Origin of the sequence: Orientia tsutsugamushi str. Boryong (assembly GCF_000063545.1) — a bacterium.
Lineage (GTDB): Bacteria > Pseudomonadota > Alphaproteobacteria > Rickettsiales > Rickettsiaceae > Orientia > Orientia tsutsugamushi_C.
Genome location: NC_009488.1, coordinates 1,758,672 through 1,771,179, shown reverse-complemented (window position 1 = coordinate 1,771,179; position 12,508 = coordinate 1,758,672). Strand labels below are relative to the sequence as shown.

Below are 12,508 nucleotides of genomic sequence, written 5' to 3'. Positions count from 1 at the left end.
TAAAATCGCCTTTAAATTAGATTTACTTATTAATATTAGGTAAAGCAATGTAAAGCATTCTATCTCCCCTTTGAACTGTAAAGAAAATTTCATTATGCTTTATATTTGTCACTATTTCTCTTAGTGTTTTAACAGAAATATCTTTTTTATTATCATCACGTTTAACTGATAAAATTATATCTCTAGGTTTTAGCCCCATTTTCAAACCATATCTTCCCCAAGAAGAGTTAGGCGAAACTTCAAGAACAAATAATCCATTATTATTAGCTGAAGTAATATTATATTTCTTCACTAAATCAGGTGTAAGATCAACAAATTTTACACCATTAACTACAAGACTTTGATCATTACTTTGTTGCTCACTATCCTCACCTTTGTTGGCAATAATTTTACATTTTAGAGTCATCAACTTACCATTACGTAAAAGTCCAACTTCTCTTTCAGAATTAAGCATAGTTGAAGATACAGCTACCTGTAAATCTCTTCCTGTTTTGATCTCTTTATCATGAAATTTAGTAATTACATCTCCAGGAGCAATTCCACATTGTGCTGCAGATCCTTCTTTTATAACTTCAGTTATTAGAACTCCATTTTGATCTTTTTTAAGTCCTAAATTCTCATTTAATTCTGGAGTTAATTCATTAAGCATAACATTTAACATACCACGACGAATTTTTTCTCCTTTTTTTAAGCATTCAACTGCTTCAAGTACAGTATTAGATGGAATAGCAAAACTTATGCCTGAGTAAGATACATGAATGGAATTAATTCCAATAATTTTTCCTTCAAGATTAAACATCGGTCCACCAAAGCTACCCATATGAACAGCAGCATTAGTTTGAATAAAATCAGTTACTATGCCGTTACCCATATCTCGTCCTTTAGAAGAAATAATGCCATTTGTTACTGTTCCTCTTAAACCAAAAGGACTTCCTATTGCAATAACCTGATCTCCTACTCTCGACTGATTTGAGTCACCAAAATCAGCATAAGATAATTCTGCTGGAGAATTAATTTTTAACAAGGCTATATTAATTTTTTTGTCACTGCCAACTAATTCTGCTATCAGTTCTGAACCATCATGCAACTTTACTTTTATATTTTCAGCTCCTGCTATAACATTTTCATTAGTAACAATATATCCAGAACTATCAATGATAACTCCAGAACCTAAGAACACTTCTTGTTGATACTTAGATACCTTATTATTTAAAATAATCCCAATGTTAGTATCTACAGCATAAATACTTACTACTGTAGATAGTAATGGCTCAACTATATCGGATAAACTATTTACACTAATATGCATATCAGATTTTTGTTGAGGTAATACAGCTTTTTGATTTAGTAGCGATTTAGAATGAACATTACTTATACCTTGTAATGCAAATACTATTAAATGTAAACAAAATGCCTTTTTCATAAACTTAACCTTTAATATTAATTATTACTTAAATTCAAAAACTTAAACAAGCCACTATTAGGAGATAATACAAAAGAAGTATCATCCTTTCTTAGCACTTTAGAATAAGTTAATAATGATTGGTAAAACCGATAAAACTCTGGATCTTGACTATATACACTATTGTATATATGAGAAGCCTCAGCATCTCCCTCCCCTTCCAATATCTTGGCCTGCTTATATGCTTCTGCTAAAATAATATCGCATTCTTTATCAGCCCTTGATATTATTCTCACAGCCTCCTCCTTTCCTTCAGCTCTAATCTGCTTAGCTTCTTTTTCTCTCTCTGTTTGCATTCTCTGATAAATTGCAGCACTATTCTCCTTTGGTAGATCAGTTCTTGAAATCCTTACGTCAATTACATCTACTCCAAATGATTTACCCTCTTTATTTACTAAATCATAAATATCAGACATGATTTCTGATCTTTGCTTAGACAACAAAGTAATAAAAGTAGCTCGCCCAATAACTTTTCGCATTGCAGACTCAATAGTTTTATTTAATCTAACTTTTACTCCATTATGATTATACACTGTTTTAAAAAAAGTAATAGGGTCAATAATCTTAAATTTAGCAAATGCATTAACAATTACTCTCTTACCATCTGCCGCTGTTAATTCTTTAGCTGATACTTCAACAGAAACTAACCTTTTATCAAAATACAATACATTTTGAACAAATGGTATCTTAAACCTTAACCCTGGCTCCGAAATAATTTTTATTGCTTCTCCAAATTGAAAAACTACTGCATACTGATGCTGCATAACCTGAAACACAGAATTAAATATCGCTAGTACTACTACAGTAGCTATAACAATTGTTAAGTACACTTTTTTTATCGTCATGATTTAAACCTTACTACTTATATTTATTTAAGCGATATACCCATATGAGGCAATAATTTACTCTCATCGCTTATAATAATTTTTTTACTACCTTGTAATATTGTTTCAATAGTATTAAGATATAACCGTTCTTTAGTAATTTCTTTGTTTAACTTATATTCTACTAATATTGCATTAAATTTCTGAGCCTCTCCTAATGCCTTAGAAACAGTTGCTTGTTTATATCCTTTAGCTTCTTCAATCAACTTAGCAGCCTTTCCTCTAGCCTCCGGTATCTTATCGTTTCTATAAGCTTGAGCTTGATTTATTTCTCGCTCTTTATCAGCTCTTGAAGTTTGTACATCACGATAAGCATCAATAACTTCTGATGGTGGCTCAGCCTTTAATAATTGAACCTTTTCTATTTCTATACCAATTGAATATTGATTCAAAATTTGCTGAATTAATTTTTCAATTTTATCTGCTATTTCCTGTTTTTGATTTGATAAAATTGAAGCAATTGGCGTTTCACTAATTACCTCTCTAATAGCACTTTCTGCTACTATTTTGACAGTTTCCTCTGGAAAAGCAACATTAAAAACAAATGAATACAAATCCTTAATATGCCACCTAACATTACAATTCAACTCTACAATATTCTCATCTCCAGTCAACATAGTGCTGCTTTCTCCTAAATGTTGATTATTTATAGTTCTATTATTGAGTCTATAAGAATAAACCATATAGCTACCATTATTAGTATTAGCCTCTCTTCTAGATTGCCCTGAACTATATCCAACTTCTGTTTGTCTTGACATCTTTACTCTTTCGATTATTACCTTTTCTAAAGGATGAGGAAGATGATAATTTAATCCAGGATAGGCTTTGCGAACATATTCACCAAATCTAATAACTATAGCTTCCTCCCCTTCATTAACCTTATAAACACCTGATAATAACCAAATTACAGCTATGGTAAATATTAAAATTAGCATAGTTTTAATGCTAAAACTAAAATTCACAGGCAGAAAAAAATTATTTTTTTTAAAAAATGTATTTTTTACATCATCCATGTTATCCCAGGGTGATTTCATAAAAACCTATTTAAATATATTCTAATAAACGTTTTACTTAACACTTGTTACTGTTATAAATTCATATATTACTTAATATAGCAAGTTAACAAAATATTTTAATCTTACGTAAATGAAAATAATCGTTATAACAGTATACAATAAGCAAAATATATATTTATTTACTCGAAATTCAATACTGATATGAATATTAATTGTGTTATCAATGAAATAACCAGTAAATTAACAACTTTAACCTTTTCTGATGGTACTAAACTTATAGATGTAATTTCTAATCCTAAAGTAAATAATCAACAAATAAGCTTTGTAATGTTTATTAATAGAGATCAATATTCCGAAGCTTTACTATTACAAAAAAAAGCCACAATAATACTGCAACAAGAAATACCTAACATTACAAATGTTCATATAGTTATTAGTAATAAAGATCAAGAACTTTTCAACTATAAAAGCAACAACAATAATAATATAAACAAAAATAAAATAAAAATAACCGGAGTAAAACATATTATTCCTGTCATTTCAGGTAAAGGCGGTGTAGGAAAATCAACTATTAGTGCCGCGCTAGCACAAGATCTTAGGGATAAAGGATTTAGAGTAGGATTATTAGATGCAGACTTTCATGGCCCATCTATTCCAACAATGTTTGCTATTAACAAAAATGCTAAATTCATTCAAAATAAAATATTACCAATTAATAAGAATGGTATAGATATTTTATCATTAAGTTTATTAACAAATAATGACTCTCCATTAGCTTGGCGTGGAGCTATGACTTCTAAAGCATTACATCAATTATTAATGGCGCAGTGGAATAACATTGATTACTTAGTTGTCGATATGCCTCCTGGCACAGGTGATATTCATATCACATTAACAACAAACTATGAAATATTTGGTATTATAGCAGTTACTACTCCTCAATTAATTTCCACATCTGAAGTAAAAAAATCATTAATTTTATACAGAAAGCTAGGAATTAATATAATAGGTATTGTAGAAAATATGAGCTATTTAGTTAGTAGTACAAACGATGTTATTTTCCCATTTGGAAAAAATGGAGCTCAAAAGATAGCCCATGAATTTCAAATTCCACTTTTAACTCAAATACCAATTAATTCAGAAATTTCCACCAAATGTGATCAAGGACAAAGTATCAATCACTTAATTAAAGTAGAATGGCTGCAATATATATAATGCGAGTTCATTGACTAGCATATTTTTAAACGTCAGTTTAGGACAAGAAAAAGTATGAAAGATATAATACAAAAGGTCTACAAGAGATATTATGTAATATCTTTAAATATAGTTTCAATTAATAACAGTTTATTTATTGCTCACATGTCTGTAAATGCAATTTTAGGATAAGAAACAATTAGAAATATGTAATATACAAGTGTTATAATGGTGAATGTTTATGAAAGAATATTTGTAGAAATATGAGCAATAAATAAACGGTTATTAATTAAAACGACAGATAATATATAATTATACATTATCTTTTGTATACATTTTACTCACTACCTTTCATATTTTCTCTTATCCTAAATTAGCGTTTTAAGTGAAACTACAGTAGCACTAATTCCTTTACTAATAATGAGATCAATTAACTTATATATTTTACCATGTAATGGCTCGTAAAAATACAGGTAGCAAAATTTGTTAATGTTATATATAGTTATTTACAATGAGGTTTGAGCATAGAAAGAAGCGATAATAGATTCATAAGATTTAGCAAATTGAGTAATTTGATTTCTAATCCACTCCACATCTTCATATTATCCCAAAACTTTTCTACCAGATTTAAATCTAGAAAATAAGGTAGCAGAAAAATAACTTTACAACCATAGATTCTATTAACTATTTTATCGCTTCTTTCTATGCTCAAACCTCATTGTAGATGACTATAAATGCTTATACTCTAAGTTATTAATTCCAGTAGTCTTTCGACTCAGTATCATTAGCTTTTTAAGACCTCTCTTACCTACTATCAGTTGCCTAATAATAGGCTTACTTTTATTCATCAGAGATACGTTAAGTTGGCTATCTTCTTTACACCGAGGAGCTGGTATTTTTAAAGAAGACTGTGTATTCCTTCTTACAGCTAAGCTTTTCAGCTTTATCCATATAACAAAATTTATCTGGAGTATCTACTTCTACATTTACGATATTTTTCATACAAAGATTCACTGTAGTTTAACTAATTTTAACTTTACTTTGCTCATATTTTCCATCCAGATTAGTACTTTAGTTAGGCTTTTTATCACGCTTAGTACACAACAGTTACCAATCTCATACCGCAATAGCTGTAACTAATATTCAAATGCAAACTTGCTACATCTCTGTAGTAGTAAACATTAGTAGTAGGTAAGTCAAGATAAGGCGCGCTGTTGAAAGTCCAGTTATGGAATGAGAAGCTAAATCCACCATGTAGCTAGTCTTATGCAGCTGTAGGTAACGACAGTAGTAAAGAGTATAGCGTATACAGTGAAATATTCGAGCCTAAACCAAATAGTGATATTGGCACCATTCAATGTTTAAGACTACTGTGTTATTATAACGTCAGTTTAGGATAAGAGAAAATATGAAAGGTAGTGAGTAAAAGGTATACAAGAGATAATGTATAATTATATATTATCTGTAGTTTCAATTAATAACCGTTTATTTATTGCTCATATTTCTACAAATATTCTTTCATAATACTATACTTAATAACCTGAACATTCACCATTATAACACTTGTATTACATATTTTTAATTGTTTCTTATCTAAAATTGCATTTACAGACATGTGAGCAATAAATAAACTGTTATTAATTGAAACTATATTTAAAGATATTACATAATATCTCTTGTAGACCTTTTGTATTAGACCTCGTTCGAAACTGGTTAATGTAGTTCAAAATTATAAATGCCAGAGATCAAATTAAATCTATGTGAGTAGACCTAACCAATTGCTCAATTAGGCCCCTCCTCAGAACCGTACTTGCAGAATTACCGCATCCGGCTCTCAAAAATAAGATAAGCATTATGCCTTATTTGTTGTCTAGAACATTGAGACAATCTTTCCAATTTTAGGAAAATTTACTTTTTTAAGTATCTCGGTTAGTCTTTTCCAATTCATCTTACGTTTTCCTCCCATTCTATTAAACCAGTTATATATTGCCCGTTTACTTTGGTTGATAAATGAACTTACTCGTCTTTTATTATCAGATATACCATGATAGTTGATCCATTCACCTAATAACTCTAATGACTTGTGATAATGTTTGTGTTTTATCTTGCTTGTTTAGCTGAGCACGCAAATATTTTCTCAGTCCTTTCAGTTTCTCAGTAAAACGATCTCTCCTTGAGGTATATTTTAGTCTCCATGTTATGCCAAATCTTGATTTTCTCCAATAGCAAGTAAATCCAAGAAAATTATAACTTGCGATCTTCCTGCATTGTTGGGCTAAATTTGCAGCATGGTCTCTACCAGATTTTATCATTTGTGATTTAGCTTCATTGATATTTAGCCCATACTTATTTAACCTTTTAGGCAAAACATCATAAAACCTTTTCGCATCTGCTTCCCTTTCAAAGACAAATACCATATCGTCGCAGTACCTCACCATTCCTGTTTGTCCCATTAAGTTTTCTTTGCTGATTTTTGCAAACCAGCTATCTATAACATAATGCAGAAAGACATTTGCCAGGATTGGTGAAACTATTGATCCTTGACGACAACCTTCTTTGTTAGTAACTATAGTACCATTTTCTATGATTGGTGTTTCAATCAGTTTCATAACTAGTCTTAGAAATTACATCAACTCACAATGCTTGATTGTATTGAAACACTTTGTTATATCAATCTCTACTATAGCCCCTTTATTGAAGTTATACGTAAGTCTATTTAACTCCCTTAAAGCGTCGTGTGCATTTAATTTAGGTCGAAATCCATAGGAATACTTTAAGAATATTGGCTCAAACACAGAGTTTAATATCTTGCTTACTGTAGACTCGATTATCTTATCTTCAAAACATGATATTATCAAAGGTCTTTTGCCCTCCATCTTCTTTTGGAATTTCCGTTATTCGTGCAGGTTTAGCCTGATATTTCCCATTGCAAATTCTAGTAAGAAGCGAGAGCAGATTTGCTTTCAACTTCTTACCATAATCCTCTTTGGTTATACCATCTATTCCTATCGCTTTCTTGCTATCGAGTTCCTTATATTGTTCTTCTAACATCTTTAAATCAATAAGATGTTCTATAGGAAAATGTGCAAAGGTAGATCAAGTATAAGGGAGAAGAAAGGTTAATTTTTATTAACTTCTACACTTTATAGAACCTACTATTAACTTATGTTAACTTTTATTAATATTTATAATCAATCTTCAACTTTAACTATAAATATAATTACAATATTTGTCAATATAACAAAAAAATTAAAGCAAAAGGTTGAAAAAAAATTTAGGGAATTTGGATCCAGTTTTCAATCTAGGGGTTAATCTAATGATCGAAAAATATATACAACCTAGGATTGATAAATGATTTTCAAGTTATACGTATAATGAACAAATTTAGTATAAAAAATTTGATATCAAAAAAAGCATAATTTATATCAGATGTTTAATAAAGCGTAATATATATTAATAATATCAACATTAATATTATGTGGGGTAATTATGCCTTCAATATCATTATCATCAAAGTTTAGAAAGCGGTTATTAAATAAAATTAATATCCCTGAGGGAGAAAAATTATTAATTATCCACGATCCAGATACAATAGGACTTAAACTGAAAATCTCATGGGTAGTCCGTGGAGTAAGAGTAAGAAAAACATGGGTTTTTAGAACAAAAATTTAAAAACCAGAGTTTAAAAATAACGATAGGGGTATTTCCAGATTTATCTATTAAAGAAGCTAGAAAAATAGCAAGAGAATTAAAGACATTAATGGCGAAAGGAATAGATCCAAGAGCAGTAAAACGTCAACAACAGATAGAAGAAAATGAGAAACGTATAAAAGAAAGAGAAAGAAAAGCTAACGATATTACATTCAAAGAGCTGTGTTATAAGTATATTGAAGAGTATGCCAAAATATATACTATAAACTGGAAAGAGAATGCTGACAGAGTACATACTTATGCACAAGCATTAGACCTCTTTCGAAACTGGTTAACGTAGTTCAAAATTATTGCTGATAAATATCGAAATAGACGTGAAAGATTCGGTCTTAGATTTAATTTGATCTCTGGTATTTATAATTTTGAACTACGTTAACCCAGTTTTCGAAAGAAGTCTAATGAAGTTTAAGCATAGTATTCTGAAAAGAAAATGCCAAAATCATATAGCCAAGACTTTTGGGAGAAAGTAATAAAATGTGTTAATCAAGGAAAAAGTTGTAATGCTGCTTCAGTAAAATTTGATATAGCAGCAAACACAGTAAGAAATTGGTATAAAAGATATAAATCAGAAGGTCATTATAAAGAAAGAGATCGTCTTGGTAAAAAAGGAAAATATATAAGATAGAATTTGAAAAATACATTTCGCTAAATCAAAATCTAACTCTGGCACAAGCAGGGAAACATTTTGGAATTTCAATAAGGGTAGCGAGTTATTATATGAAAAAATTCGGCTATAGTTATAAAAAAAACGTTTACCTACATGGAAGCAAAACCAGAAATAAGAGAAAAATATCAACAAGTGAATAAGTGTGCTATACCTAAGGAAAACTTGGTATACATAGATGAAAGTGGCATTGAAATGTCTATATGCAAGAATAGAGGGTGGAGAAAAAAGGAACTCATGTAAGCAGCAAAAAGAGTGGTAAATATTACGAGCGTACAAATATTATAGCTGGTTATGTTAATAATAAATCAATCGCACCTATGATATTTAATGGTGCATATGTAATACAAGATTATTTGAAGCTTGGGTGCAGCAGGTATTAATTAATGAGTTAGAGCCTGCTCAGTTTGTAGTAATGGATAATGCTGCTTTTCATAAGTCTAAAAAAACTAAAGAGTTAATAGAATCTGTTGGTTGTAAAGTTATTTTTCTTCCACCTTATTCTCCAGATTTAAATCCGATAGAAAAGTTTTCGGCTAATATGAAGCTGTGGATTAAACATCAAATTACTCAATTTGCTAATTCTATTATCTCTTTTTTCTATGCTCAAACTTCATTTGTAAATGACTATAAATATATTGCATAATTATAATTGTACATTATCTCTTGTAGACCTTTTTCATTATGCTTTTCATATTTTTTCTTATCATAATCTGGCGTTAAAAGAGTAAATTTTCCAACAAATCAGGCATAAAGCTTATCTTATTTTTCGGGAATAAGAATGCGGTAATTCTGCAAATCAGGCTCTGAAGATGGTTCTAATTGAGCGATTGGTTAGGTCTACTCACACAATAATCACATAATATTTTATAACTTTATTGGAAATATCATTCCAACAGAATGGAGAAAGCTAACTATTGAAGTTGAAAATAGGATAATAATTAAAGACAATAGACCTCTTTCGAAACTGGTTAAGGTAGTTCAAAATTATAAATGCCAGAGATCAAATTAAATCTAAGACCGAATCTTTTACGTCTATTTCGATATTTGTCAGCAATAATTTTGAACCGTTTTAGCATAGCAATAACGTTTTCATTGACAACTCTTTTTCCTGCTAACCTACGATTATTCTTTTTATCATTTTTAGTTAAAGGATTTTTCTTGCTTTTTTTCTTTGGTAATGCAGAATTATTGCGAATTTTTTGTATACCTTGATATCCTGTATCAGTAATCGCTTTAATCTTAGGATGGATAAGAATTTTGGATTCCTTAAATAATCTAAAGTCATGTTTTTTACCGTTAGAAAAATCTGTACATATTACTTGGTGCGTTTTCTTGTCTACCACTATTTGAGTTTTTAGTGTATGCTTTTTCTTCTTTCCCGAATAATAGAATTTTTATTTTTTTTTAGGTCCTTCTATAGGACTCTCAGTAGCACCAATCAAGACTACTTCATAATTCATATCGCTATTCATTAGAGCTTTACGACCTGGAAGAGCAAAGTTTGGGTGTTTAACTAAGGTGTCTTCTACCCATTTTACAGCTTTATATGCTGAACTTTCACTAATCCCATAGTTCTGACCTATATGAAAATAAGTACGGTATTCTCTAAGGTATTCTAAGGCCATCAATAACTGTTCCTCCAAATTGAGCTTATTTTTACGCCCTCCTTTTGATTTCTTAACACCATCAGCTTTCCTCAAAATATCCACCATCTTTGAGAATGTTCCCTTCCTTACTACTGTTAATCGACGAAATTTTTCATCCTTTAACTCTTTAATCTGATCTAATTTCATTGTTACTTCAAATCAGATTTTTATAACACCATTTTACATCATTGTATAGTTTCGAAAGAAGTCTTATGTAATAATTTAATCTCTTTAATGCTTTTTGTACACCAGACTTACTTACTCATAGTCCTTTAGCTCTTTCGTATTAATATGTGTCACTATATTGGCTCACATCTTCATTTTAGTTTATCAATAAAGGCTTTTATTGGAGCTCTGTTTCTGTTTTTTAACTACAATATGTTTTTACTAAATACAAATACTGTATTCTTTCCTATCACAAAATATTTTGATACTTTTTCAAAAGTAATTTTCTCTCTTCCCTTTATGTCCAGTACTTTTTTCCAAAATATATCGAATATGTCATACTAATTACTTTTTTATTTTAATACTTCAAAATTAGAATTTAAAAAATTATTAATGCTAAAAACTTCAAATATGTTTATAATAAACACCATTTAAAACATTTAAAGTCAGGTATATTAATGTCCAAACGTATATTATCTGGTATACAGGTTACAGGAAAGCAGCATCTTGGCAATTATTTAGGATCTATACAGAAATGGGTTCAAATGCAATCAAAATTTCAGTCCATATTTTTTCTTGCTAATCTACATTCAATTACTACTTCACAAGAATCATTGAAACTAAGTGAGTCGATATTTAGTTCAGCTTGCATGCTTCTAGCATGCGGAATAAATCCCAAACAATCAATAATTTTTCTTCAATCTGATGTTAAAGAACATTCAGAGCTTGCATGGATACTAAATTGCGTTACTCCACTTGGACAATTAAAACGAATGACTCAATTTAAAGATAAAACTATCAAATGCAGCTCAAATAATATCAACTTAGGATTGCTAGCATATCCTGTACTGATGGCTGCAGATGTTCTGTTATATCAAGCAGATTTAGTACCAGTTGGGGCTGATCAAAAGCAACATTTAGAACTAGTAAGAGATATAGTTAAAATAATCCATCATAAGTTTAATGATGATACCATTTTCAAGTTACCGGAACTATTTATAGATCATACAGCAGGAAAAATCATGAGTCTAAAAGATGGCAGAAAAAAAATGAGTAAGTCAGATATCTCTGATTTTAGTAGAATTAATCTAACTGATTCACAAGACGTTATTTTTAGAAAGTTGCAAAAAGCAAAAACTGATTGCTATACTCAAATCACATATGACCCTACAAGCAGACCAGAGATTTCTAATCTAATTAATATATTTGCTGCACTATCTAATAAAACCACTAATGATATAGTAAAAGAATATGAATATGCAGAATTAACTAAATTTAAAAAAGACTTAGCAATGTTAATTATTGATTGTCTTAACCCTATTTTGAAAGAATATAATAATTATATGAATAATTTAGATTATGTTAATCAAGTATTGATTACAGGGGCTAATCAGGCTAAAATAATAGCTGAAAAAACCATAACAAAAGTAAAACAAAAATTTGGACTACAAATTTTGTCAACATAAATATGATATCTAAATCTAAAACTAAATATGCTTTACATCGAGCTATTAAAGAGGCGATATTGAAAAAGTACAGCAAGAATAGCACACTTTGTAAATTCAAAATATAAAGATGGTATCACCGCTTTACATGTATCTTTGAAATATAAGAATCTACATATTGCTAAGATTTTGCTGAACAATGGAGCTAACGTAAACGCAAAAAATAATGATGGGCACACTGCTTTACCATCTTGTTGTTGTGTGAGTAGACCTAACCAATTGCTCAATTAGGCCCCTCCTCAGAACCGGACTTGCAGA

13 protein-coding genes and 4 pseudogenes are annotated in these 12,508 nt (G+C 29.8%); 9 read left to right on the top strand and 8 right to left on the bottom strand.

Going from position 1 to position 12,508, the window contains the following annotated elements:
- Window positions 1–22 precede the first annotated feature (22 nt).
- From OTBS_RS08355 to hflK, 3 genes are read right to left on the bottom strand one after another with little or no spacing between them, the layout of a single operon-like run.
- Window positions 23–1,423 carry a DegP-like serine protease TSA47 gene (locus tag OTBS_RS08355; protein WP_011945069.1) on the bottom strand — a complete coding sequence of 467 codons (1,401 nt, stop codon included), beginning with the start codon at window positions 1,421–1,423 and terminating at the stop codon, window positions 23–25.
- A 17-nt stretch (window positions 1,424–1,440) separates the two neighbouring features.
- On the bottom strand, window positions 1,441–2,307 hold the full coding sequence (hflC, locus tag OTBS_RS08350; protein ID WP_011945068.1) for a protease modulator HflC: 867 nt from the start codon (window positions 2,305–2,307) through the stop codon (window positions 1,441–1,443).
- A 23-nt stretch (window positions 2,308–2,330) separates the two neighbouring features.
- Window positions 2,331–3,380, bottom strand: a complete 1,050-nt coding sequence (gene hflK / locus OTBS_RS08345) for an FtsH protease activity modulator HflK (protein WP_011945067.1) — start codon at window positions 3,378–3,380, stop codon at window positions 2,331–2,333.
- Window positions 3,381–3,563: 183 nt separating this feature from the next.
- Between hflK and OTBS_RS08340 the strand changes: the two genes are divergently transcribed.
- Window positions 3,564–4,577 carry a P-loop NTPase gene (locus tag OTBS_RS08340; protein ID WP_011945066.1) on the top strand — a complete coding sequence of 338 codons (1,014 nt, stop codon included), beginning with the start codon at window positions 3,564–3,566 and terminating at the stop codon, window positions 4,575–4,577.
- Between the two features lie 350 nt (window positions 4,578–4,927).
- Here the strand turns inward: OTBS_RS08340 and OTBS_RS18555 are convergent.
- From OTBS_RS18555 to OTBS_RS17075, 4 genes and pseudogenes are all read right to left on the bottom strand, one after another.
- Window positions 4,928–5,056 (bottom strand): annotated as a pseudogene (locus tag OTBS_RS18555) (DNA helicase); the annotation flags it as partial.
- A gap of 1,560 nt (window positions 5,057–6,616) precedes the next feature.
- Window positions 6,617–7,165: a reverse transcriptase domain-containing protein gene (locus OTBS_RS17085; RefSeq protein WP_050897563.1), complete on the bottom strand. Its 549-nt coding sequence runs from the start codon at window positions 7,163–7,165 to the stop codon at window positions 6,617–6,619.
- Window positions 7,166–7,180: 15 nt separating this feature from the next.
- Window positions 7,181–7,432, bottom strand: coding sequence for a reverse transcriptase domain-containing protein (locus OTBS_RS17080; protein ID WP_232488899.1), 252 nt, complete (start codon window positions 7,430–7,432; stop codon window positions 7,181–7,183).
- Window positions 7,395–7,607 carry a hypothetical protein gene (locus tag OTBS_RS17075; RefSeq protein ID WP_041621183.1) on the bottom strand — a complete coding sequence of 71 codons (213 nt, stop codon included), beginning with the start codon at window positions 7,605–7,607 and terminating at the stop codon, window positions 7,395–7,397. The genes OTBS_RS17080 and OTBS_RS17075 overlap by 38 nt, the downstream gene beginning before the upstream one ends.
- A 438-nt stretch (window positions 7,608–8,045) precedes the next feature.
- Here OTBS_RS17075 and OTBS_RS08330 point away from each other — a divergent pair, with 438 nt between their 5' ends.
- The 6 genes and pseudogenes from OTBS_RS08330 to OTBS_RS17060 all read left to right on the top strand — a co-directional run bounded on the left by OTBS_RS08330 (window position 8,046) and on the right by OTBS_RS17060 (window position 9,577).
- Window positions 8,046–8,228 (top strand): hypothetical protein, encoded by a 183-nt coding sequence (locus OTBS_RS08330; RefSeq protein ID WP_041621182.1) that lies wholly within the window; start codon window positions 8,046–8,048, stop codon window positions 8,226–8,228.
- Window positions 8,229–8,244: 16 nt separating this feature from the next.
- Window positions 8,245–8,301 (top strand): annotated as a pseudogene (locus OTBS_RS18550) (hypothetical protein); the annotation flags it as partial.
- A 15-nt stretch (window positions 8,302–8,316) separates the two neighbouring features.
- Window positions 8,317–8,547 carry a hypothetical protein gene (locus OTBS_RS08325; RefSeq protein ID WP_041621181.1) on the top strand — a complete coding sequence of 77 codons (231 nt, stop codon included), beginning with the start codon at window positions 8,317–8,319 and terminating at the stop codon, window positions 8,545–8,547.
- Window positions 8,548–8,643, top strand: a pseudogene (locus OTBS_RS14650) (IS5/IS1182 family transposase); the annotation flags it as partial. It lies immediately after the preceding gene.
- Window positions 8,644–8,697: 54 nt separating this feature from the next.
- A complete protein-coding gene (locus OTBS_RS17065; RefSeq protein WP_041621180.1) occupies window positions 8,698–8,892 on the top strand; it encodes a helix-turn-helix domain-containing protein in 195 nt (64 codons plus the stop codon).
- Between the two features lie 406 nt (window positions 8,893–9,298).
- The gene (locus tag OTBS_RS17060) at window positions 9,299–9,577 is read left to right on the top strand and encodes a transposase (RefSeq protein ID WP_232488898.1); all 279 of its coding nucleotides are present in this window, start codon (window positions 9,299–9,301) and stop codon (window positions 9,575–9,577) included.
- Between the two features lie 325 nt (window positions 9,578–9,902).
- On the opposite strand, the pseudogene OTBS_RS13135 reads toward OTBS_RS17060, so the two are convergent.
- A pseudogene (locus OTBS_RS13135) lies at window positions 9,903–10,727 on the bottom strand (IS5 family transposase).
- 476 nt (window positions 10,728–11,203) lie between these two features.
- Between OTBS_RS13135 and trpS the strand changes: the two are divergent.
- Complete coding sequence (gene trpS, locus OTBS_RS08300; protein ID WP_011944639.1) at window positions 11,204–12,211, top strand: tryptophan--tRNA ligase; 1,008 nt, start codon at window positions 11,204–11,206, stop codon at window positions 12,209–12,211.
- A gap of 135 nt (window positions 12,212–12,346) precedes the next feature.
- Entirely contained in the window at window positions 12,347–12,481 is a 135-nt protein-coding gene (locus OTBS_RS17055; protein WP_011945064.1) for an ankyrin repeat-containing protein, read from the top strand.
- Window positions 12,482–12,508: the final 27 nt, after the last annotated feature.

What these genes read in the sequence shown, in the direction of transcription:
- OTBS_RS08340 (WP_011945066.1), top strand. Translation starts at nt 3,564, where the DNA reads ATGAATATTAATTGTGTTATCAATGAAATAACCAGTAAATTAACAACT.
- OTBS_RS17085 (WP_050897563.1), bottom strand. Translation starts at nt 7,165, where the DNA reads ATGAAACTGATTGAAACACCAATCATAGAAAATGGTACTATAGTTACT.
- OTBS_RS08325 (WP_041621181.1), top strand. Translation starts at nt 8,317, where the DNA reads ATGGCGAAAGGAATAGATCCAAGAGCAGTAAAACGTCAACAACAGATA.
- OTBS_RS17065 (WP_041621180.1), top strand. Translation starts at nt 8,698, where the DNA reads ATGCCAAAATCATATAGCCAAGACTTTTGGGAGAAAGTAATAAAATGT.
- hflK (WP_011945067.1), bottom strand. Translation starts at nt 3,380, where the DNA reads ATGAAATCACCCTGGGATAACATGGATGATGTAAAAAATACATTTTTT.
- trpS (WP_011944639.1), top strand. Translation starts at nt 11,204, where the DNA reads ATGTCCAAACGTATATTATCTGGTATACAGGTTACAGGAAAGCAGCAT.
- OTBS_RS17080 (WP_232488899.1), bottom strand. Translation starts at nt 7,432, where the DNA reads ATGGAGGGCAAAAGACCTTTGATAATATCATGTTTTGAAGATAAGATA.
- OTBS_RS17075 (WP_041621183.1), bottom strand. Translation starts at nt 7,607, where the DNA reads ATGTTAGAAGAACAATATAAGGAACTCGATAGCAAGAAAGCGATAGGA.
- OTBS_RS08330 (WP_041621182.1), top strand. Translation starts at nt 8,046, where the DNA reads ATGCCTTCAATATCATTATCATCAAAGTTTAGAAAGCGGTTATTAAAT.
- OTBS_RS08355 (WP_011945069.1), bottom strand. Translation starts at nt 1,423, where the DNA reads ATGAAAAAGGCATTTTGTTTACATTTAATAGTATTTGCATTACAAGGT.
- hflC (WP_011945068.1), bottom strand. Translation starts at nt 2,307, where the DNA reads ATGACGATAAAAAAAGTGTACTTAACAATTGTTATAGCTACTGTAGTA.